This is a genomic window from Enterococcus sp. DIV1537a, from assembly GCF_051712085.1.
GTDB lineage: Bacteria > Bacillota > Bacilli > Lactobacillales > Enterococcaceae > Enterococcus > Enterococcus faecalis.
Window position 1 is genome coordinate 33,513 of record NZ_JBIOOE010000002.1, and the last position, 21,388, is coordinate 54,900.

19 protein-coding genes and 4 pseudogenes are annotated in these 21,388 nt (G+C 33.6%); 15 read left to right on the forward strand and 8 right to left on the reverse strand.

Going from position 1 to position 21,388, the window contains the following annotated elements; all coding sequences use genetic code 11:
• The first annotated feature begins 129 nt into the window (after positions 1–129).
• The 5 genes and pseudogenes from IGJ41_RS13790 (at position 130) to IGJ41_RS13810 (ending at position 3,369) form a co-directional block, all read left to right on the forward strand.
• Positions 130–681, forward strand: coding sequence for a hypothetical protein (locus IGJ41_RS13790; protein ID WP_438714693.1), 552 nt, complete (start codon positions 130–132; stop codon positions 679–681).
• Positions 682–816: 135 nt separating this feature from the next.
• Positions 817–1,512, forward strand: coding sequence for a Crp/Fnr family transcriptional regulator (locus IGJ41_RS13795; protein ID WP_438714695.1), 696 nt, complete (start codon positions 817–819; stop codon positions 1,510–1,512).
• Positions 1,513–1,710: 198 nt separating this feature from the next.
• Positions 1,711–1,938 (forward strand): hypothetical protein, encoded by a 228-nt coding sequence (locus tag IGJ41_RS13800; protein WP_438714697.1) that lies wholly within the window; start codon positions 1,711–1,713, stop codon positions 1,936–1,938.
• A 61-nt stretch (positions 1,939–1,999) separates the two neighbouring features.
• Positions 2,000–2,197 carry a hypothetical protein gene (locus IGJ41_RS13805; RefSeq protein ID WP_438714699.1) on the forward strand — a complete coding sequence of 66 codons (198 nt, stop codon included), beginning with the start codon at positions 2,000–2,002 and terminating at the stop codon, positions 2,195–2,197.
• Positions 2,198–2,303: 106 nt separating this feature from the next.
• Positions 2,304–3,369: pseudogene (locus tag IGJ41_RS13810) on the forward strand (IS3 family transposase).
• Positions 3,370–3,554: 185 nt separating this feature from the next.
• Here the strand turns inward: IGJ41_RS13810 and IGJ41_RS13815 are convergent.
• Both IGJ41_RS13815 and IGJ41_RS13820 read right to left on the reverse strand, forming a co-directional pair.
• Positions 3,555–3,680: a transposase gene (locus IGJ41_RS13815; RefSeq protein WP_438714701.1), complete on the reverse strand. Its 126-nt coding sequence runs from the start codon at positions 3,678–3,680 to the stop codon at positions 3,555–3,557.
• 12 nt (positions 3,681–3,692) lie between these two features.
• Positions 3,693–3,938 (reverse strand): hypothetical protein, encoded by a 246-nt coding sequence (locus IGJ41_RS13820; RefSeq protein ID WP_438714703.1) that lies wholly within the window; start codon positions 3,936–3,938, stop codon positions 3,693–3,695.
• A 576-nt stretch (positions 3,939–4,514) separates the two neighbouring features.
• Here IGJ41_RS13820 and IGJ41_RS13825 point away from each other — a divergent pair.
• On the forward strand, positions 4,515–5,216 hold the full coding sequence (locus tag IGJ41_RS13825; RefSeq protein ID WP_438714705.1) for a Crp/Fnr family transcriptional regulator: 702 nt from the start codon (positions 4,515–4,517) through the stop codon (positions 5,214–5,216).
• Positions 5,217–5,482: 266 nt separating this feature from the next.
• Here the strand turns inward: IGJ41_RS13825 and IGJ41_RS13830 are convergent, their stop codons facing one another.
• The 4 genes from IGJ41_RS13830 to IGJ41_RS13845 all read right to left on the reverse strand — a co-directional run bounded on the left by IGJ41_RS13830 (position 5,483) and on the right by IGJ41_RS13845 (position 6,615).
• A complete protein-coding gene (locus tag IGJ41_RS13830; RefSeq protein WP_438714802.1) occupies positions 5,483–5,665 on the reverse strand; it encodes an IS3 family transposase in 183 nt (60 codons plus the stop codon).
• Entirely contained in the window at positions 5,608–5,979 is a 372-nt protein-coding gene (locus tag IGJ41_RS13835; protein WP_438714804.1) for a transposase, read from the reverse strand. Before IGJ41_RS13835 ends, IGJ41_RS13830 begins: the two co-directional genes overlap by 58 nt.
• Before the next feature lie 104 nt (positions 5,980–6,083).
• On the reverse strand, positions 6,084–6,302 hold the full coding sequence (locus tag IGJ41_RS13840; RefSeq protein WP_438714707.1) for an IS3 family transposase: 219 nt from the start codon (positions 6,300–6,302) through the stop codon (positions 6,084–6,086).
• A gap of 127 nt (positions 6,303–6,429) precedes the next feature.
• On the reverse strand, positions 6,430–6,615 hold the full coding sequence (locus tag IGJ41_RS13845) for a transposase (RefSeq protein WP_438714709.1): 186 nt from the start codon (positions 6,613–6,615) through the stop codon (positions 6,430–6,432).
• A 1,221-nt stretch (positions 6,616–7,836) separates the two neighbouring features.
• On the opposite strand from IGJ41_RS13845, the gene IGJ41_RS13850 reads away from it, so the two are divergent.
• The 3 genes from IGJ41_RS13850 to IGJ41_RS13860 all read left to right on the forward strand — a co-directional run bounded on the left by IGJ41_RS13850 (position 7,837) and on the right by IGJ41_RS13860 (position 11,771).
• Positions 7,837–8,502, forward strand: a complete 666-nt coding sequence (locus tag IGJ41_RS13850; protein ID WP_438714711.1) for an MIP/aquaporin family protein — start codon at positions 7,837–7,839, stop codon at positions 8,500–8,502.
• A 72-nt stretch (positions 8,503–8,574) separates the two neighbouring features.
• Entirely contained in the window at positions 8,575–8,700 is a 126-nt protein-coding gene (locus IGJ41_RS13855) for a recombinase family protein (protein ID WP_438714806.1), read from the forward strand.
• A 494-nt stretch (positions 8,701–9,194) separates the two neighbouring features.
• Positions 9,195–11,771: a BspA family leucine-rich repeat surface protein gene (locus IGJ41_RS13860; RefSeq protein WP_438714713.1), complete on the forward strand. Its 2,577-nt coding sequence runs from the start codon at positions 9,195–9,197 to the stop codon at positions 11,769–11,771.
• A 175-nt stretch (positions 11,772–11,946) separates the two neighbouring features.
• Here the strand turns inward: IGJ41_RS13860 and IGJ41_RS13865 are convergent, their stop codons facing one another.
• Positions 11,947–12,213 (reverse strand): IS3 family transposase, encoded by a 267-nt coding sequence (locus IGJ41_RS13865; RefSeq protein WP_438714808.1) that lies wholly within the window; start codon positions 12,211–12,213, stop codon positions 11,947–11,949.
• 586 nt (positions 12,214–12,799) lie between these two features.
• Between IGJ41_RS13865 and IGJ41_RS13870 the strand changes: the two are divergent.
• The 6 genes and pseudogenes from IGJ41_RS13870 to IGJ41_RS13895 all read left to right on the forward strand — a co-directional run.
• A pseudogene (locus tag IGJ41_RS13870) lies at positions 12,800–13,134 on the forward strand (ATP-binding protein); the annotation flags it as partial.
• Positions 13,135–13,358: 224 nt separating this feature from the next.
• Positions 13,359–14,318, forward strand: a complete 960-nt coding sequence (locus IGJ41_RS13875) for a WxL protein peptidoglycan domain-containing protein (protein WP_438714715.1) — start codon at positions 13,359–13,361, stop codon at positions 14,316–14,318.
• 25 nt (positions 14,319–14,343) lie between these two features.
• Complete coding sequence (locus tag IGJ41_RS13880; RefSeq protein WP_438714717.1) at positions 14,344–14,817, forward strand: hypothetical protein; 474 nt, start codon at positions 14,344–14,346, stop codon at positions 14,815–14,817.
• 4 nt (positions 14,818–14,821) lie between these two features.
• Complete coding sequence (locus tag IGJ41_RS13885) at positions 14,822–15,031, forward strand: hypothetical protein (protein WP_438714719.1); 210 nt, start codon at positions 14,822–14,824, stop codon at positions 15,029–15,031.
• A gap of 62 nt (positions 15,032–15,093) precedes the next feature.
• Complete coding sequence (locus IGJ41_RS13890; protein WP_438714721.1) at positions 15,094–19,566, forward strand: MucBP domain-containing protein; 4,473 nt, start codon at positions 15,094–15,096, stop codon at positions 19,564–19,566.
• A 206-nt stretch (positions 19,567–19,772) separates the two neighbouring features.
• Positions 19,773–20,793, forward strand: a pseudogene (locus IGJ41_RS13895) (transposase); the annotation flags it as partial.
• A 111-nt stretch (positions 20,794–20,904) separates the two neighbouring features.
• Here the strand turns inward: IGJ41_RS13895 and IGJ41_RS13900 are convergent.
• A pseudogene (locus IGJ41_RS13900) lies at positions 20,905–20,997 on the reverse strand (transposase); the annotation flags it as partial.
• Positions 20,998–21,388 lie beyond the last annotated feature (391 nt).

The following is a 21,388-nucleotide window of genomic DNA, read 5'->3' on the forward strand; positions in this document are numbered from 1 at the left end:
TTTATCAACATCTGAGTCAACAAGCTTTACGATAATTGATTCAGGAATAGAACAAATATTATATATACGCTTGATGTTACAAGCCAAAAGATTATAAACACATAAAATTTTGATAAAGGTAACACAGTTATGACTTTTAAAAATGGGGAAGTTTTCAGGAGTATACTCTTAACTGATAATAGTACTTTTGAAAGTTCTGTAATTAATGAATTAAGAAGGGGAAATGTTGATATCTATGACAAAAAAAATTTCAAAGACTTATATATATTGTTGACAGTTAAAATGTACAATGAAAAGTCGAATCAGTTTTATGAAAGAACTCTGGTATATCCAGATATCGTAGCTAGAGAATGTGTTTTAAGAATATTAGCAATATCTATGAACTATATTTCAATTATATCTATAAAAGAAGAAAAAGGATTATGCTTATTAAATAATTTACAAGATGATATAAAAGAATTGAATCGAATAGATAGGTATTGGGCTGATGGAGTTTTATCAGCAATAACTATTGTTGATAAAGAAGCTAGATGTAAGTCGATATATGTAGTTACAAAACCAGATGTTATGGAATACAACAGCAATTCTAGTTTTAGTATGATTTTAAACTCTGGAGAAAAACTATATTTGGAGGAATTGAAAGATTGCTGGGTATTAAAGAATAAATGGTACGCGTTTTAAACGCTCTCTTTTTTTAGTCTCTATTCTATATTTTTCTGTTCTCTAGGAACTTACATGTTTTTTTGCTGTAGGTATAATCATATTAGATATTCATTTGTAAGTATTGAAATACAACATGAGGGGAAGAATCATTTTATGATTAGACATACGCTTAGCTCTATAGAACGAAAATATGTTTCTAATAATAAAAGTTTTTTTAAATTATTAGAAAAAGATTTTATTATAGAAGACCTAAAAAGACTTACTTTCAAAAAAGGTTCTAAGATTGAATCATATATTACGGAGAAAAAGATTTTTTATATACGCAAAGGAGTAATTATGAGATCATTTAATGATTATGAAGGTAATAAAAAATCTTTAGATGTGCTCGTGAAGGATGAGGTTTTGGGATTATCTACTTTGTCAGGGGAAATACCTGTGGTCTGGGAAATAGAAGTATTAGAAGATGTAGAATTAGTTGTAATTCCTTCATTCATATTGGAAAGATATGCGAAAGAATTATATTATATATTCGCTGTGTATTCTCAATATTATTTAACTGTTGTATATATTAGTTGGCAGGCTATGTTATCGGAGGGTGCGGAAAGAATTAACTACGCATTGTTATTTTTGGTGGAAAAACTTGGGTTGGATGAATATAAAGGATATACTTTTCCAGAATATGTAAATCATAATTTTATAGCTAGTTTTTCTGCAGTATCAAGATCATATGTTACTAGACATATAGCTGTTTTAGAAAAAAAAGGAGTAGTTAGTGTTAGGGATAGGAAGCTATATATATTAGATGTAGAAAAATTAAAAATGCTTACCCCTAATTATCGGACAGAATAAATTCATATAGTTAAAGCTATCTCTTATGAAAGGGAGTAGAGTGTAATTGTTATTTTTAAGTTAATTGTTGGTATGTTTTTTTGATAAGTAATATTTTTTATGATTGTAGACTGAATACTAATCGATGATGAGTGAAGTAGAATGGATGAGCTTTTTTGAATACGAGTTATTTATAAATTTAGAGAAGAGGGAATGGGAATGTTTGTAACCAAAATAAACCAAGTGAAAGTTATCTTAAAGAACCATGCAGGAGGTCTTTCTTTAGATGACATACTGTATAGGTTGAAAATTTCTATAAACAATGCTAATCGAATGTATGTAGTTAGCCTTTTAAAAAAAGAAATAGACATTGAGAGAATATATATATATGGAGAAAACGGAACGCTAAAGTCGGTATTTAAATTTAGAAGAGATTTTAATTTTTGAGAGAATCGATAATGTATGTTTGATTTATAATATTCAGAATTATTTTGAGAGGTTTGATATTATGTCTTATGAACGATTAGTAAATGAATTAAAAAAAATGGTGAGGACAGGCCAGTATAAAGAGGCCGAAATATTACTTGAAAAAAGCAGAGACAAGTTAGGTTCATCATACAAACATGTAAATAATATGCTTGAAGAAGATATTAGAAAAAGTAAAGGCATGAATAAATGCTTTTGGTTAAATACTATAAATAAATAGAATTCGTAAAGTATTTATGAACTGACCCAATAAACTGAGACAAAATAAAAAAGCACCTCTTGTTGAATTCACGTTAAAATGAATTTAACTAGGAGGTGCTTTTTCAATGGGAAATCGAGTGTCTTATCCGATCCACATCAAAGAAATGGCTATACAGATGAAAAAAGAGAATATTCCTGTAAAAACGATTATGGAAGAATTAGGCATTAAAAACAAAACACAAATTGAAACATGGTGGCGTTGGTACCGTAATGGCGAGAATCATCGTCTGGTTCAACCCGTTGGAAAACAATATGCTTATGGTAAAGGTCCAGAAATTCTATCAAATGAACAACAGCTTAGAAATGAAAATAACTATTTAAAAATGCATAGTGAGGTGCTAAAAAAGTACAAAGAATTGGAAAGGACGTGGAGCCAGAAATATTTGTAGAATTAGTTAAAAAAATGAAAGAAAAAATAACCATTACTGCATTGTGTCAACTTTTCGGCGTTTCGCGAGCTACTTATTATCGTTGGACTCATCGAAAAGACTTGGGAAAGTTAACACCTCTTGAAGAAGCCGTTCGTCGACTTTGCTTCCAGCATAAGTTTCGATATGGCTATCGAAAGATTACTGCGTTGATTAATCAGAAATACAAAGTAAACAAAAACACCGTACAAAAGATTATGCAGAAATATCATTGGAATTGTCGCGTGAAAATGAAGAAACGCAGTAAAGTGGGACAACCTTACACGGTTGTCGAGAACAAGCTAAATAGACAATTTTCTTCAGACGCTCCTTTAAAGAAATTGGTAACAGATATTACTTATCTGCCTTTTGGTCAAAAGCAATTGTATTTGTCTTCAATTATGGATTTATACAATGGTGAAATTATTGCCTATACCATCGGTGATAAGCAAGATACGGCTTTTGTTCTGGATACACTTGATCAATTGCCCCAAACAACGGATTGTCTATTGCATAGTGATCAGGGCTCTGTTTATACTTCTTTTGACTACCAGAATCAAATAAAAACAAAAGGCATTACCATGAGTATGTCCCGCAAAGGGACACCTTCAGATAATGCCTGCATCGAATCGTTTCATGCCTCACTACTTATTATAATGAAAGTCGAATTCAACAAAAACTAGACTACCAATCGCCGATAGACTATCGGAAATCAGCAGTCTAGGAAAATGCTTTTTTATTCCTGTCTCACAATCTTAGGTCAGATCCTCTACAAATTTAGACTTTTTGTCAATAAGGACTTATGAGTTGTAAAAAATCAAAATGAGACATATTGAACTTGAGCCGACCTCCAGAAGTTAGACCTAGAAATCTAACTTCTGGATTTTTTTATTTGGTTTGTATAGCTTGTCATTGTTGGATGAAAATACGTAATTTGAAATTATAAAAGTTACGAAAACCATGGGCATTCCGCTTTAACACTTTGATATGATTATTTAGACACGCCAATTGTCCATTCGAATAAGAATAATTCAAGGCATGATGAATTTATTTTTGGTATTTTTTAAAGGTTCGGATAGTTGTTTGATAAGTAGCTGGCAAGTGAGAAACACTTTGCGTAAGCAAGGCACCAAAATACGTTTGGTTGCGTTTATGAACGGCATACAAAAAGACTTGGTACAATGTGTAGACTTGTGTTAACTCAACGTTATAGGAAATCAGCCTGTCCACAAGCTCTGTTTCGGTCAAATAAGTTTTAAACGAAGGGCCCCAACGGCGGTTTAAACTATCCAACTTCTCTTGATTTTTTGTAATAACTTCCAGTATTTTTCGAGTTGTTTTCCTTGGCGTTTTTCAGCCAAGCTTGAACTTTTTAATAGATGATTTTTCCAATTGATTCGATGATTTCGAAAGGTCCGACTGATGTATTGATTAATATTGAAATGATTTGTACAATATTCACAAAAATTTGGATATTAAGTTGATTTTTCCATATTTACTTTACAGAATTATCCTTTTACTTTTTCTATACTAAATATTCTATAAAACATAGAATATTTAGTATTTTGATATGTTATTTTTTTGCGAAATAAATAAAAGTTTAAAAGTATCCATGTCAGAAAATAGATAAAAAATTAAGTTGAGGAAGGTTGACAAGTTAAGAGGGAATTTTAACAAACTTTTATATTCTATTATGTCCGTTCAATAACTTTTTAGTACAAATTTACATTACTAAAAAGATTAGATTTTTCTTTTATTTTTTTGGAATTTTGATGATAAGCATATGAGTTGATTTATATTTTTTTATATATAAAATGTGAATTATAGATTGTGGCTTATGAAAAGTATCATATGAGGAGGAATAAAAACATGAAAAGATTTCATTTAGAAGAGCTAGAAAAATCATACAGAGAAAACAATTTAAAATTTTTGAATTTTTTAGAAAAGAACTATGATGTAAAATCTTTTAGACAAGTTAATTATAAAGGAAAAGAACGGATTAGTAGATTTATTCTTCCTGAATATTTATATTACGTGAAAAAAGGTGTACTTATAAGTTCTTATTATGATTATCAAGGGAATCGACGATCTGTAAATATAACCAGTGAGGGAGAGATACTAGGAATAACTGCTTTTTTTTATAATACTCCTCAAAATTGGGAAATTCAAGTTCTGGAAGATGCAGAAATTACAATTTTGCCAAAGAGAGAGTTGGATAAAAATGAAGCAGAAGTTTACAATATATTCGGTAGTAGCTTATCATATTATTTATTAATGCTTTCAATGGGCTGGCAAGTAATGTCGTCAAATGGATCAGAAAGAATTAATTATGCATTAATCTTATTAACACATAAATTAGGAGTAAAATGTGATGAAAGATATTATCTTCCTGTATATGTAAACCATGAATTGATAGCTTCTTTTGCAGCAGTGTCAAGATCATATGCGACTAGGTGTTTACAAAAGTTAGCGATGGACGGAGTGGTGTCTTTAGCTTATAAAATGTTATATATTCAAGATAAAGAAAAGTTGTTTTCTGTTACGCCGAATTATTTTTTTGAAGATTGCTAATAAAGTATCTTTAGAAAGTAACTATATTTGATATTCATTTTCATAATACCTTTTCACTGTTTTTGAATTACAGTCAAATTATTTCGCTAAGCGGGTAAAATTTGGTTCGATACCACTGATAATGTAAATTTGAACTCTATCATACATTTTACAATTGGTATTAAAAAATGATGTTACTGAAGGTATTAATCATATTGTTAATACTGGTACAAATGTTTATTCTTTGGATTTGAGTCAATATCTTGGACACATTTTAGTAGAGGCCGCTAAGCCATTTTCTCTGTTTCTAAATCTTCAAACTCCTGTGGAGTTAAGTAATAAATCGAACTATGGATTCGATTACGATTATAAAATCCTTCAATGTAGCTAAATAGGGATCTATTCGCTTCTTCTAAGTCTGAGTAAGTCGTCGCGTATACTTTTTTTTTTTCAATGACGCATGGTAGGATTCAATTCTTGCATTATCATATGGTGTTCCTTTGCGACTATAGGAACGCCTTATTTTATTGTTTTCAAGCCAATTTTCCACTTCGATTGCGGTATATTGACTACCTACATCAGTGTATAAAATCATTCCTTTTGGGATGTGGTACCGTTGCTTTGCTTGATTGAATGTGTGTAAGACACAATCGATAGTCATTCGTTTAGGAAATGTATAGCTAATAATCTTTTTCGTGTGTAAATCTATAATCGAATATATATAATACCAACCATTTTTCTTAGTCGGAATATAAGTGATATCAGCTACCCATTTTTCACAGATGCTTTAGTAGAGAAGTCCTGATTTAAGATATTCTCTTTTAAAACAACCGGTTGAACAGACCGTTGAGGTCTGTATTTATTAACCACAATTGACCTTAGAGTTAATTATTTCATCAGTTTTTGTACATGCTTAAGAGATACTGAGATCCCTTCTTTTAACAACACTTGATGGATTTTTGTTGCACCATATCTCTTTTTATTGTTAAAAAAGATTATTGGAATCTTCTTTTTCAATTGGCTATTTCTGACTTCTGTAGCTGTTAACGATTTATTTTTATAAAAATAGTAGACACTTCTAGGAATTTTTAATAACCGACACAACAAAGAAACAGTGTAATCCTTAAACCATTTTTCAATGAATCGAACAAGCGACTTTAGGTCTTTCGAGAGAATATGGCTGCGGCTTTTTTTAATATTTCAAGTTCCTCTTTCAAACGAGTATTTTCTTTTTTCAATTCAGCTGCTTCTTTCCGATCAGTCCTGTGGACTGATTTGGTAAGTATAAATTTTTCCATTTGTAAATCGTTGCTTCAGATAAGCCATATTCTTTCATCAATCCTCGAACAGAACGTCCAGTTTGACTCGGCTCAACAATCATCTGTTTAAAATTTTCTTCATATTGGGTCGTAAAATCCATCCTCTCATAGATAAGTTTAATTTATTTTTATCTCTACGAAAAGGTGTCTAAGATTTGATACTAACACCACTTCTAGGAATCAACACTGGTACCGTTTTTATTGACTTGGAATTTTGGAAGGTATATATTTTATTTTTAACGAAGAATAAAGCTATAATTTTAGTGCTATTGAATTTTTTAGAACTTCTGTTTTACGAACCATGATTTTTTTATAGGTCTCTGGCTTTATGTTAGCAAGATAAAATTGAGCAACTTTCAAAAGAGCATTCTTTGTAAAATAATATTTGTAAAGAAAAAATGTAGGATAGCATCAAGTCCAGAGGAGAAACTCCTTTGGCTTTTTTGTTTAATATTGCTTGCTCTTGTTGAACAAAAATCCGCAATTTAAAATTATTAAAAATTGCGAAAACCCGTGGTTTGTTTTTCTATCGTTATTTTCTTTATTAGTATTCCGATGATTTGTTATTCTATTTGTGCTAGTAACATATATGGCCTATGTAAATACTAATTGTATAATTATTTAAATAGTGAAAATTAAACACTATTTTCGCATATTTGCTATTTAATTTTATGAATTCATGTTTTTGATTATTAGTTTGCTTGTTTTGTATAGAACGTAGAAAAATAGCGACGATGTTCTCTAGGAACTTTTTTTTTTTTAAAGTGATGATATTGTTGGATTGTCTAAGTAAAATATATTTTATTTAATAAGGCAATATAAAGATTCGTTGGAGTTTTAATGAAAATAATATTTCAAAGCCTATAGGAGACTAGTGTTATCAAAATGCAAATTTTAATGTATTAGAGTTTAGATTTATAGATAACTTTAAGGAAGTTATTTTAGATTTAGAATGCTCACTGTTGCATTAGACTTGTGTGTTAGAGCCTTTTTTGAATTTTCATTTAATTATTTTTTTTAATCTGTCAGATAGTGGGGATTCTCTTATTTGAGACCATATATTCTTATATATTAAATATCCATGTACAATATTTTCTTCAGTTTATTTATTTTTAACTATTGAGAATATGTATCATTAAATATAAGAGATTCAACTTCAAAGAGATGTATGTCGTGTATCTGCTTATTATAAATTGAATCACAGTATGCTGAGTTATTTACTTAGCAATTTAATTTCAATAAGAGGAGGAATATAGTAGATTAATATATTGTTTTAGTTATACCGTATGAAAATTTATATTGGACATTAGGAGTGGTTTATTTTGAAAAAATATTTATCAGAGTTTATTGGAACATTTGTATTAGTGTTTATGGGGACAGGTACAGTAGTTATTGCTGGTTCAGAAGGATTGAGAATTGGATATTTAAGTATTGGGTTATCGTTCGGTTTAGCAGTAACGATTATGATATGCGCAGTTGGAAATATTTCTGGTGGACATTTTAATCCTGCGGTTTCTTTGGCTATGGTAATTAATAAACGTTTGAGCATAAAAGATGGACTTCTATATGTCTTATCGCAATTTTTAGGTTCATTTTTTGCTTCAGGTATTTTATCTATATTTATTAAAGCTTTAGGGTTGCCAGATGGTGAATTTGGTCAAACTGATTTTTCTTCAGTAGGTATAGACTTAGCTTTTATTTTTGAAGTTCTTATAACATTTTTGTTTGTATTTATTGTTTTAATGACTACAAGCGAAAAAAATAGTAACCAGTGGTTGTTTCCATTATCCATCGGACTATCGTTATCAATTTTAATTGTTGTTGCATTAAATGTAACAGGAGGATCCTTAAATCCTGCGCGTAGTTTTGGACCAGCTTTTTTTGCTGGAGGCGCATCGTTAGAGCACTATTGGGTATATTTAACTGCACCTTTAATAGGTGGGGGATTGGCAGCGATATCAAGTAAATTTATGGGTAGTGAAGAATAGTATGCACATTAAATAATAATTGCTTTGTGGTACGTTCCTACAAACTTATTACAGACGATTCGAAAATGAGAAATTGTTGAAGTAGAAAGCATTTCTAGATTTGGACGGAACACTTTGGGCATTTTAAACTTGATTCAGGAATTGGATCGAAATCAAATTCAATTTGGTTCTCTAAAAGAGAATATGAATACTGGATAAATGTCAATAAAGTAGACAGAAAAAGAGAATATTTTTAGTGGGATTGCCAATAAATTTTTTCTTTTAGATTTGGAGAAAGCATATCAATGGCTGAATGAGGTCTTCTAGGATTATAAAATCCTTCAATATATTTGAAACAAGCTTGACCTCTTCCAAGGAAGAGAAACTGAGTCTTTCTTCATGTTTCATCCATTTGAAGAAAGACTCAGTTACAGCTTATAAATCTGTCTAATTTATTAGTATATATCCATATTTTAGTTCTAATGTACAAAAGTGGGGATTATTCAATCAAAGAGATTATTGAAACAAATCAGATATATACAGGAACATTTTATCGTCAAATTAATCGATTAAAACGGAGAAAGCAAAGTAAAAGAAACGACTAACGTAATTTGTCATCGGTTGTTCTTTGGGAACACGCTAAAAGAAAAAATTTTGTTATGTTGTATTGAGTGATAATTAAATGAGAGAGAGAAAGGAAGAAAGAAAACAATATGAAGCATAAATATATAAGCATATTTAGCACATTATTATTAATGGCTCCTGTTGTGGGACAGGGAGTTTCTGTTTCTGCGCAAGGCACAACAGATGAAACAACAAACGTAATAACAGACACGACAGTAATAGAAAATAAGGTATTAAGCCCCTTAGGGGAGAGCTCGAAAGAGGCTCCTCAGGAACTGGCAAATGGAGTCAGTGAAGAAAGTCTACCGAAAGCAGACGCTACATTAGGCAGTGTAGCTGAATTAGAGAATGTGACAAGCCCGATTACCTCTAGTTCCAAAATGATTACTGGTACATTATCTACTGAAGAAGAACTAAAACCTCCAAAACTCCTAAGAGATGGTGAAATTGATTATGGAACATATGGAACAGCACCATGGATGCTTGATTTTGAGGGCGTCTTACACATTAGAGCCGGAGAATTTGATGAAGATTCAGCACCTTGGAAAGAGCGTGCAGATCTAATTGAAAAAATTGTATTTGAAGGCACAGTTATTGCGTGTGAGAATTCTAATGGATTATTTTCTGATTTACCACGATTAACCGAAATTGATGGGTTAGATAAGTTAGATGTAAGTAGAGTGACAAGTATGAGGGATATGTTTAGTGGAGATAGGAACTTAACTACATTAGATGTAAGTAAATGGGACACATCAAAAGTGACGGATATGAATACTATGTTTCAATGTGCAAGTAGCTTAACTACATTAGATGTAAGCGAATGGAATACAGCAAACGTTAAAGATATGAGTTTCATGTTTGACAACGCAACTCGCTTAACTACATTAGACGTAAGTAAATGGTACACAGCAAACGTGGAAAATATGACTGCTATGTTTCGTTATGATAATAGCTTAACTACATTAGATGTAAGAAACTGGAATACAGTAAGCGTAACACGCCTAGAAAGTATGTTGTTTGCTAGTAACATGAGAAGTATTACCTTAGGACCAAACTCTAAATTTAGGAGAGATGTAAATTTAGTTGGTCCAAACGAAAATGATTCTTATACAGGCAAATGGAAGTATGAGTCAGACCTAGAGGGCCATGCACCGGAAACGCCATTGTCACTAACTACAGAAGAGTTGATGAGTACGCATTATGAAACGAAACCTGGAACATATGTATGGGAAACGAAAGATCCAGTCGCAGGAGCGGATGTCACCGTATACTACGAAGACGACAAAGGATCGAAAATCTCTGAAGACGTGGTGTTGAAAGGCAATGTAGGAGATGACTATACGTCAGAACAAAAAGCACTTCCAGGATACACATTTAGTAAAGTAGAGGGTGCAGCGACAGGTAAGTTTACAGATACAGCGCAAACAGTGAAGTATGTGTATATGAAAGATAAAGAAGTTCCTTCAGCCCCAGATGATATTGATTCAGGTGTCTACGGTACAGCGCCATGGAGACTTGATGGTGATGGTACCTTACACATTAGTGCAGGAGCATTTAATGAAGATGCTGTTCCTTGGAAAAACCATGCAGAGATAATTAAAAAAATTGTATTTGAAGGCACAGTTATTGCGTATGAAGATTCTAATGGATTATTTTCTGATTTACCACAGGTAACCGAAATTAATGGGTTAGATAAGTTAGATGTAAGTAGCGTGACAAGTATGAGGGCTATGTTTAGCAAAGATACGAATTTAACTACATTAGACGTAAGTAAATGGGACACATCAAAAGTGACAACTATGTATGCCATGTTTAGCGGAGCAAGTAGCTTAACCACATTAGATGTAAGCGGCTGGAATACAGCAAATGTAATAAGTATGAGTTTCATGTTTGATAAAGCAAATAGCTTAACTACATTAGATGTAAGCGGCTGGAATACAGCAAACGTGAAAGATATGACTGCTATGTTTCTCGGAGCAAGTAGCTTAACCACATTAGATGTAAGCGGCTGGAATACAGCAAACGTAACAGACATGAATACGATGTTTAAAGGAGCAAGTAGCTTAACTACATTAGACGTAAGTAAATGGAACACATCAAAAGTGACAACTATGTATGCCATGTTTAACGGAGCAAGTAGCTTAACCACATTAGATGTAAGCGGCTGGAATACAGCAAATGTAATAAGTATGAGTTTCATGTTTGATAAAGTAAATAGCTTAACTACATTAGATGTAAGCGGCTGGAATACAGCAAACGTGAAAGATATGACTGCTATGTTTCTCGGAGCAAGTAGCTTAACCACATTAGATGTAAGCGGCTGGAATACAGCAAACGTAACAGACATGAATACGATGTTTTACGGAGCAAGTAGTTTAATTACATTAGACGTAAGTAAATGGGACACATCGAAAGTGACAACTATGTATGCCATGTTTTACAATGCTTATAAATTAAGAAGTATTACATTAGGACCAAACTTTAAATTTATGGAAAGTGCACATTTAGTTAGTCCAGAAGAAAATGATTCTTATACAGGCAAATGGAAGTATGAGTCAGACCTAGAGGGTCATGCACCGGAAACGCCATTGTCACTAACTGCAAAAGAGTTTATGAGTACGTATGATGGAACGAAACCTGGAACATATTCATGGGAGATGAAATAAGCAACTTCAGTAGCAGGCGCTGATGTAACAGTCCGTTACGAAGAGGAAAAAAGGAGCAAAAATCTTTAAAGACGTAAGTAGGGGCTTGGCAGCCGTATTAAGTCAAATTATGGTAGTGAATAAAGGTTGTTTGATAAGTTCAGTATAGGACATCTTGTTTTCTAATTAGAATGGGTTAAGCGACTTTAATTCTACAGGATTTCGAGGTGTCTATTTTGTGGATCAAGAAAGATGTTGGTGAAAATAATAACATCAAAAAGTATAGAGCTGAATAAATTTCTTCTTTTATATTTGGAGAAAGCATATCAATTGTTGAATTAGGTTTTCTAGTATTGTAAAAACTTTCGATATATTTAAAAAAATTAAGTTTGACCTCTTCTAACGAAGAGAACGTATGACGTTTCAATTGTTTATGTTTCATCCATTTAAAGAAAGAGTCAATTACAGTATTATATCATGCATGGATAAGCTGATTTTGAGTAGGATAGAACAATTGCTAATTTTTCTTGCAGCTGTTGATTTTCTTTTACTAACAGTTTTTTCTGAAGTATCACAAACGAGACTAACCGTCATTTTATTGTAGACATCCCAAGAAATCACTTTCCTAGAAAAAAGATCTAAAATAATACAAAATCTAATTGTAAAATTAAGTGCAACATTTTATCGTAAAAAATTCATAAGGCGTTTTCCGCTTGAAGCATTTTATAATGATCCTTTAAAGATTTTTTAAAGTCTTCGTCGTATTTTTTGTAATTGGACATAAAAATTCTTCCTTTCATTTTTGTGTCTACTTATAGACAGTATAACATTAATAAATTTGTCTACTCTATTAGTATATGTAAAGGGCCACGATAAAATGTAGGAAATGGACCATCGAAAATGTAGGTTGAATTAAAAATCTGATATTCTTTTTCATGAAAACATTCAAGGAGAGTGACTCATGCGAAAAGATGTCTTAGAAGGAGTCTTACGACACATTATGACCGATATTCAACCAAACTATGCTTCCCTAGCCAAGCAATACAATTGTGACTACAGAACTTGTCAATAGTCTTATTCGAACATATAAGCGTGGAACCAGTGATACGGTGCTTAAAAAATATGCAGGATATTCTGTTTTAATTATTGATGAAGTAGGTTACTTCCTTTTTCAAAAGAAGGATCCCACTTACTTTTTCAATTAATTAATATGCGCTATAAACGAAAATCAACGAATATTCCACTTTCACAATGGTCAGAAATATTTGGGAATAAAAATTTAACCAATGCTCTATTGGACCGGCTGGTCCATCATTCTAAAATCATACAAATTACTGGCCCTTCATATCGAATGAAAAGCTATAGTGAGACAAAAGGAAAATAAATTAAGTAAAAAGAAGACAAAATACCTACATTTTCAATGTCCATAAACCTATATTTTTATGCGGCCCTTGACAAGTATATATCTAATTCAAATAATTATGAAAAGCTTTAATTATAAAAAAGTGCTTGAGGAACACTTTTTTATCCGGGTATAAGTTATTTCAATATTGTAGTATATGTATCAAGACTGTCTTTTTATCAAGTGATTTTTTTGGGGGGCAAGAAATGTTAAAAGCAAAATGGAGATTATGTCTTAGCATAGCTGTAATGGGTATTATAAGTATGTTTACTGTTCATAATGTATATGCTTCAAGTGTTAAAGCAAATTATGCTGTAATACCGAAGTTTGAAGGAGAACAACGGGGCAAAAGGAAAGATATGTTTTCTTTTGTTTGGACGCCAGGAAAAAAAGAAAACATTCAATTAGAAATAGTTAATTATACAGATAAGGAACAAGAATATGTTATTCAACTAAATACTGTATGTACAAATGACGAGGGAAAAATTGAATATAAGACTCCTGCAAAAAATACAGAGGAAAATAAATTGATTTCACTTATCCAGTTGCCTAAAAAAATAAAAGTAGCAAAGTATTCGAGTAAAGTTCTTGAAGGTAGTCTTCAATTGCCAAATCAAAATTTTGTTGGTGATTCACTTGCAGGAATTCATATTTCTGAGGCATACATAGGAGGACAAAAGAATTCTTTGGTTTATGATATCCCTGTGTCTGTGCAAGGAGGTGAGGAAGAAAAAAAGGTAGCTAATATAAAATTGCAAACAATCAATGTTAGAAAAGCCAGAAGAGATGTGTATACTTTATATGCAGATTTTAAAAATAATTCTTCGCATTTGCTGAAAGACGTTGTTGTTAGCATGCAATTGAAGGATAAAAATGGAAAAGAAGTATTGAAACAATATAAAAAAATAGATATTGTTCCTAAATCGTTGTTTTCTATTCCGATAAATTCTCCTAGAGAGCTTGGTGAAGGTAGTTATTCATTAGAAGCAGAAATAAATAATGGTTCTTACAAATGGAATTTACACGAAGATTTTGATATTGATGTTAAACAAGCTTTGAAATTAAAAAAATCTTTTCATAAAACTAGGAAGATAGTTAATAGTGATAGCCTAATCATTAGTTTGAGTGTAGCTATTGTTATTTTGATAATTTTATTATGTATTTAAGGTAGAAAAGAAAGGATTGATTAAGATGAATGAATATTCAAAAAGAAAAACGAAATTAGAATTATGGAATAGTTTAGCATTGGTTTTAACAGTTATTACAACGATGTTTTCAATCATAAGTTTTGTGAAAGATATAAGAGATGTAAATACAGAGAGTATGGTTCAAGTAACTACTGGAAGTCCTCTGTTTGATAATGCTATTACTATTATTGATATCGTTTTCTCTTTAGGTTTTATTATTTTATTCTATTTAGCGCATAAAACAATAAAGTTAGGGAAAATACCGAATGTTGTTCCCTATTATGTCAATCTATGCTGGTCAGTTATATATTTAGTTTTCTTTGCGTTCAGTATATTTAATGTCAATAATGCTGACATACATCATATTGTTAGTGTATTAGTTGTAATTCTTGTTAGCATTTTTTTCTTATTAAGTAAAATTCCTGTATTTCTGGTGATCCGCTCTATTTATATAGAGAATCAAAAAAAAGAGAAGTAGTGTTATGAGAAGAATTACTGGAAATGAAGAAAAATTTGCTGAAATGGGATTACGCAATTGCATGAATTCTTTGTTATACAAAGGAAAAGATAAGGAAGCAACTGAATTTATTGAGAACAATAAAAAAAATATGAGCCCTCAAGTTTATGATGAGTTGAAATCTTTGTTATTTGAGGATGTTATTGTTTATAAAAAAAAGAGAAACTCAAACTGAAATTTGGAGTACGTAGTGAGAATAAAAAATTAAATGTGAGAAAAAGAAAGGAAGAAAATAATATGAAGCATAAACATATAAGAATGTTTAGCACATTATTATTAATGCTTCCTGTTATTGGACAGGGAGTTGCTGTTTCTGCGCAAGGTGTAACGGATGAAACAAGTATGTCAACAAAGTTAAAAACAGAAACGACAGCAATTGAAAGTAAGGTGCTAAGCCCATTGGGTGAGAGCTCGAAAGAGGATACTAATGAACTGGAAAAAGGAACCAGTAAAGAAAGTCTATCGAAAGAAGACCCTACGTTAAGAAGTATGGCTGAATCAGAGAATATGACAAGTCCGACTACCTCTATTTCAACAATAACTATTGAGACATCATCTACTGAAGAAAAAGTAAAAATAAAAGGGAGCGATACCTCAAAAGAAGGTGACGTTGCCAGTGGAACCTACGGTACAGCGCCATGGAGACTTGATGGTGATGGTACCTTACACATTAGTGCAGGAGCATTTAATGAAGATGCTGTTCCTTGGAAAAACCATGCAGAGATAATTAAAAAAATTGTATTTGAAGGCACAGTTATTGCGTATGAAGATTCTAATGGATTATTTTCTGATTTACCACAGGTAACCGAAATTAATGGGTTAGATAAGTTAGATGTAAGTAGCGTGACAAGTATGAGGACTATGTTTAGCAAAGATACGAATTTAACTACATTAGACGTAAGTAAATGGGACACATCAAAAGTGACAACTATGTATGCCATGTTTAGCGGAGCAAGTAGCTTAACCACATTAGATGTAAGCGGCTGGAATACAGCAAATGTAATAAGTATGAGTTTCATGTTTAACGGAGCAAGTAGCTTAACTACATTAGACGTAAGCGGCTGGGATACAGCAAACGTGAAAGATATGACTGCTATGTTTAGCAAAGCAAGTAGCTTAACCACATTAGATGTAAGCGGCTGGGATACAGCAAACGTAACAGACATGGGTACGATGTTTAACGGAGCAAGTAGCTTAACTACATTAGACGTAAGCGGCTGGAATACAGCAAACGTGAAAGATATGACTGCTATGTTTAACGGAGCAAGTAACTTAACTACATTAGACGTAAGCGGCTGGAATACAGCAAACGTGAAAGATATGTCTGCTATGTTTCTCGGAGCAAGTAGCTTAACCACATTAGATGTAAGCGGCTGGAATACAGCAAACGTAACAGACATGAATACGATGTTTTACGAAGCAAATAGCTTAATTACATTAGACGTAAGTAAATGGGACACATCGAAAGTGACAACTATGTATGCCATGTTTTACAATGCTTATAAATTAAGAAGTATTACATTAGGACCAAACTTTAAATTTATGGAAAGTGCACATTTAGTTAGTCCAGAAGAAAATGATTCTTATTCAGGTAAATGGAAGTATGAGTCAGACCTAGAGGGTCATGCACCGGAAACGCCATTGTCACTAACTGCAACAGAGTTTATGAGTACGTATGATGGAACGAAACCTGGAACATATGTATGGGAAACGAAAGATCCGGTCGCAGGAGCGGATGTCACCGTACACTACGAAGATGACAAAGGAGCGAAAATCTCTGAAGACGTGGTGTTGAAAGGAAATGTAGGGGATGACTATACGTCAGAACAAAAAACAATTCCAGGATACACATTTAGTAAAGTAGAGGGTGCAGCGACAGGTAAGTTTACAGATCAAGCCCAAACAGTGAAGTATGTGTATACGAAAGATCCGGTCGCAGGAGCGGATGTCACCGTACACTACGAAGACGACAAAGGAGCGAAAATCTCTGAAGACGTGGTGTTGAAAGGAAATGTAGGGGATGACTATACGTCAGAACAAAAAACAATTCCAGGATACACATTTAGTAAAGTAGAGGGTGCAGCGACAGGTAAGTTTACAGATCAAGCCCAAACAGTGAAGTATGTGTATACGAAAGATCCGGTCGCAGGAGCGGATGTCACCGTACACTACGAAGATGACAAAGGAGCGAAAATCTCTGAAGACGTGGTGTTGAAAGGAAATGTAGGGGATGACTATACGTCAGAACAAAAAACAATTCCAGGATACACATTTAGTAAAGTAGAGGGTGCAGCGACAGGTAAGTTTACAGATCAAGCCCAAACAGTGAAGTATGTGTATACGAAAGATCCGGTCGCAGGAGCGGATGTCACCGTACACTACGAAGACGATAAAGGAGCGAAAATCTCTGAAGACGTGGTGTTGAAAGGAAATGTAGGGGATGACTATACGTCAGAACAAAAAACAATTCCAGGATACACATTTAGTAAAGTAGAGGGTGCAGCGACAGGTAAGTTTACAGATCAAGCCCAAACAGTGAAGTATGTGTATACGAAAGATCCGGTCGCAGGAGCGGATGTCACCGTACACTACGAAGATGACAAAGGAGCGAAAATCTCTGAAGACGTGGTGTTGAAAGGAAATGTAGGGGATGACTATACGTCAGAACAAAAAACAATTCCAGGATACACATTTAGTAAAGTAGAGGGTGCAGCGACAGGTAAGTTTACAGATCAAGCCCAAACAGTGAAGTATGTGTATACGAAAGATCCGGTCGCAGGAGCGGATGTCACCGTACACTACGAAGACGACAAAGGAGCGAAAATCTCTGAAGACGTGGTGTTGAAAGGAAATGTAGGGGATGACTATACGTCAGAACAAAAAACAATTCCAGGATACACATTTAGTAAAGTAGAGGGTGCAGCGACAGGTAAGTTTACAGATCAAGCCCAAACAGTGAAGTATGTGTATACGAAAGATCCGGTCGCAGGAGCGGATGTCACCGTACACTACGAAGATGACAAAGGAGCGAAAATCTCTGAAGACGTGGTGTTGAAAGGAAATGTAGGGGATGACTATACGTCAGAACAAAAAACAATTCCAGGATACACATTTAGTAAAGTAGAGGGTGCAGCGACAGGTAAGTTTACAGATCAAGCCCAAACAGTGAAGTATGTGTATACGAAAGATCCGGTCGCAGGAGCGGATGTCACCGTACACTACGAAGACGACAAAGGAGCGAAAATCTCTGAAGACGTGGTGTTGAAAGGAAATGTAGGGGATGACTATACGTCAGAACAAAAAACAATTCCAGGATACACATTTAGTAAAGTAGAGGGTGCAGCGACAGGTAAGTTTACAGATCAAGCCCAAACAGTGAAGTATGTGTATACGAAAGATCCGGTCGCAGGAGCGGATGTCACCGTACACTACGAAGACGACAAAGGAGCGAAAATCTCTGAAGACGTGGTGTTGAAAGGAAATGTAGGGGATGACTATACGTCAGAACAAAAAACAATTCCAGGATACACATTTAGTAAAGTAGAGGGTGCAGCGACAGGTAAGTTTACAGATCAAGCCCAAACAGTGAAGTATGTGTATACGAAAGATCCGGTCGCAGGAGCGGATGTCACCGTACACTACGAAGACGACAAAGGAGCGAAAATCTCTGAAGACGTGGTGTTGAAAGGAAATGTAGGGGATGACTATACGTCAGAACAAAAAACAATTCCAGGATACACATTTAGTAAAGTAGAGGGTGCAGCGACAGGTAAGTTTACAGATCAAGCCCAAACAGTGAAGTATGTGTATACGAAAGATCCGGTCGCAGGAGCGGATGTCACCGTACACTACGAAGACGACAAAGGAGCGAAAATCTCTGAAGACGTGGTGTTGAAAGGAAATGTAGGGGATGACTATACGTCAGAACAAAAAACAATTCCAGGATACACATTTAGTAAAGTAGAGGGTGCAGCGACAGGTAAGTTTACAGATCAAGCCCAAACAGTGAAGTATGTGTATACGAAAGATCCGGTCGCAGGAGCGGATGTCACCGTACACTACGAAGACGACAAAGGAGCGAAAATCTCTGAAGACGTGGTGTTGAAAGGAAATGTAGGGGATGACTATACGTCAGAACAAAAAACAATTCCAGGATACACATTTAGTAAAGTAGAGGGTGCAGCGACAGGTAAGTTTACAGATCAAGCCCAAACAGTGAAGTATGTGTATACGAAAGATCCGGTCGCAGGAGCGGATGTCACCGTACACTACGAAGACGACAAAGGAGCGAAAATCTCTGAAGACGTGGTGTTGAAAGGAAATGTAGGGGATGACTATACGTCAGAACAAAAAACAATTCCAGGATACACATTTAGTAAAGTAGAGGGTGCAGCGACAGGTAAGTTTACAGATCAAGCCCAAACAGTGAAGTATGTGTATACGAAAGACAAAGAAGCTCCTTCAAAAGAAGCCCAACATGATACAAAAGGGAATAGTTCAGGAAAAGAAACCAAAGAAAATGAGCAACCTCAAAATAAGAAAGAGCAAGAAGGGCAATCTAAACCTGAAGAAAAAGGATCAGAAGAGAATACTTTACCTCATACTGGAACGAAAAACAGTCCATTGTTGGCGACTTTAGGAGCGGCAATCCTAGGAATTGGTGCATTGATGTTTCCTTTCAAAAAGAAAGGGAAACATAGAAAACCTTAATCTTTAGCTCTTTAGTATAAGAAGTTCTAATATGTAAACAATGAGAATGGGACAATAATCAGAAAAAAATCTGATTATTGTCCCATTTTTTTGATTTCAAAGTACACAAAAAGCACTCATTCCTGTAAGATTAAAGTGACGAAACCCAATCAGAAAGGAAGCGAGTGCTTTTTGTTTAAAAATTATACCATCAATCAAACAACTTTACCATTTATAAAGAAGAAATCTTGCCTTCTTTAAAAGAAGAAAACCAAAGTGATAGATTGACAAGCAACCAATTGGAAGAGATCGCGCATCACTTGGAAACAGAGTTAGTGGAGACAGAAGAACAACTACAAAATGAAAAAAAGAAAGAAAAACAAAGCCAATTAAAGAAAAAAAGAAGAACCTACAAAAAATATCTACGCAAAATCCAAGCGGATTATTTACCAAGAAAACAAAGATATGAAACCTATAACCGCCTTTTTCAAGAGCGAAATAGTTTTTCTAAAACAGATACAAAAACCTTAAATCTATTTTTAGACAGCTTTTTGGAACAACACAACGAATTACCCGAGTATATTGTAGCGGATGCCGGCTATGGAAGTGAAGAAAATTATACGTATATCAATGATGTCTTGCATAAAATGTTATTAATCACCTATGCTAGTTATCATAAAGAAAATAAAAAGACCTATAGAAACAATCCTTTTATGGTTGATAACTGGTGCTATTTGGAAGAAAAAGATACATATATTTGTCCTAATCAGCGGGCAGTTCCCTTCAAGCGATATAGTCGAAGAAAAGATAAAGGCAGATTTGTAAGTGACTTCGAAATTTATGAATGTGAAAATTGTCGAGATTGTCCTGTTCGTAGTCAATGTACGAAAGCAAAAAGTGAGCAAAACCGACAAATTTTAGTGAATAATACATGGCGCTATTTCAAAGCCGAATGTAAAAAGAAGCTTTTGGAGGAAAAAACAGGTTCGATTTATCGGAAACGGAAAATCGATGTCGAACCAGTGTTTGGCCACCTAAAGGCTCATTTGGCGTTCCAACGTTTCCACTTACGAGGGAAACAAGGAGCCAAGATTGACATTGGCTTGGCGCTCATGGCATTAAATTTAAGAAAATTAGGGAAATATACGGAGAGAAAGCGACGTAAAAATGAAAAACCAAGTCCGATTTTGAAAGTAATCATCAAAATCGGACTTAGTTTTTTTGAGAAAGGACTATTGTCCTACTCTCATTGTGGCTCTTTGTCAAATAATGTTGGTAAAGAGAAATTGTAGAATCATGTCGAGTCCAGAGGAGAAAATCTTCTGGATTTTTTTATTTGGTTTATATGGCTTGTCCTTGTTAGACAAAAATCCGCAATTTGAAAGTATAAAAGTTACGAAAACCATAGGCATTCTGCTTTTACACTTTTATATGATTATTTAGACACTCCAATAGGTTTAGAATATTTTATAAGTTCAGTTTAGGCCATCTTGATCCCTACTTAGAATAGTTAGTCGACTTTAATTCTATTGGATTTCGAGATGTCTTTTTGTGAATCAAAAAAGAAGTTGATAAAAATACCCACATCAGAAAGTATAGAGCCCTTTTTTTCTTAATAAAGTAATAAGAGACTTACTAAATTTCTACTTTGGAATCAAATATTGGATTAATTTTGAATCCGCAAGTATAATTTTAAGCAGATAAGTTGTTAATTAGTAAATAATGCTTTATGAAAGAGCTTTAAAAGAAGGCTTTTATGATTTGTGATAAAGATTGGTAAAAAAATTCTTCAAAAATAAAAAATTTTTAAAAGTTAATACAATAGATATTTCTCACTGAAAGT

Coding starts and splice junctions, on each gene's coding strand:
- IGJ41_RS13790 (WP_438714693.1), top strand. CDS start 130: ATGACTTTTAAAAATGGGGAAGTTTTCAGGAGTATACTCTTAACTGAT.
- IGJ41_RS13795 (WP_438714695.1), top strand. CDS start 817: ATGATTAGACATACGCTTAGCTCTATAGAACGAAAATATGTTTCTAAT.
- IGJ41_RS13800 (WP_438714697.1), top strand. CDS start 1,711: ATGTTTGTAACCAAAATAAACCAAGTGAAAGTTATCTTAAAGAACCAT.
- IGJ41_RS13805 (WP_438714699.1), top strand. CDS start 2,000: ATGTCTTATGAACGATTAGTAAATGAATTAAAAAAAATGGTGAGGACA.
- IGJ41_RS13825 (WP_438714705.1), top strand. CDS start 4,515: ATGAAAAGATTTCATTTAGAAGAGCTAGAAAAATCATACAGAGAAAAC.
- IGJ41_RS13845 (WP_438714709.1), bottom strand. CDS start 6,615: ATGGATTTTACGACCCAATATGAAGAAAATTTTAAACAGATGATTGTT.
- IGJ41_RS13860 (WP_438714713.1), top strand. CDS start 9,195: ATGAAGCATAAATATATAAGCATATTTAGCACATTATTATTAATGGCT.
- IGJ41_RS13875 (WP_438714715.1), top strand. CDS start 13,359: ATGTTAAAAGCAAAATGGAGATTATGTCTTAGCATAGCTGTAATGGGT.
- IGJ41_RS13880 (WP_438714717.1), top strand. CDS start 14,344: ATGAATGAATATTCAAAAAGAAAAACGAAATTAGAATTATGGAATAGT.
- IGJ41_RS13885 (WP_438714719.1), top strand. CDS start 14,822: ATGAGAAGAATTACTGGAAATGAAGAAAAATTTGCTGAAATGGGATTA.
- IGJ41_RS13890 (WP_438714721.1), top strand. CDS start 15,094: ATGAAGCATAAACATATAAGAATGTTTAGCACATTATTATTAATGCTT.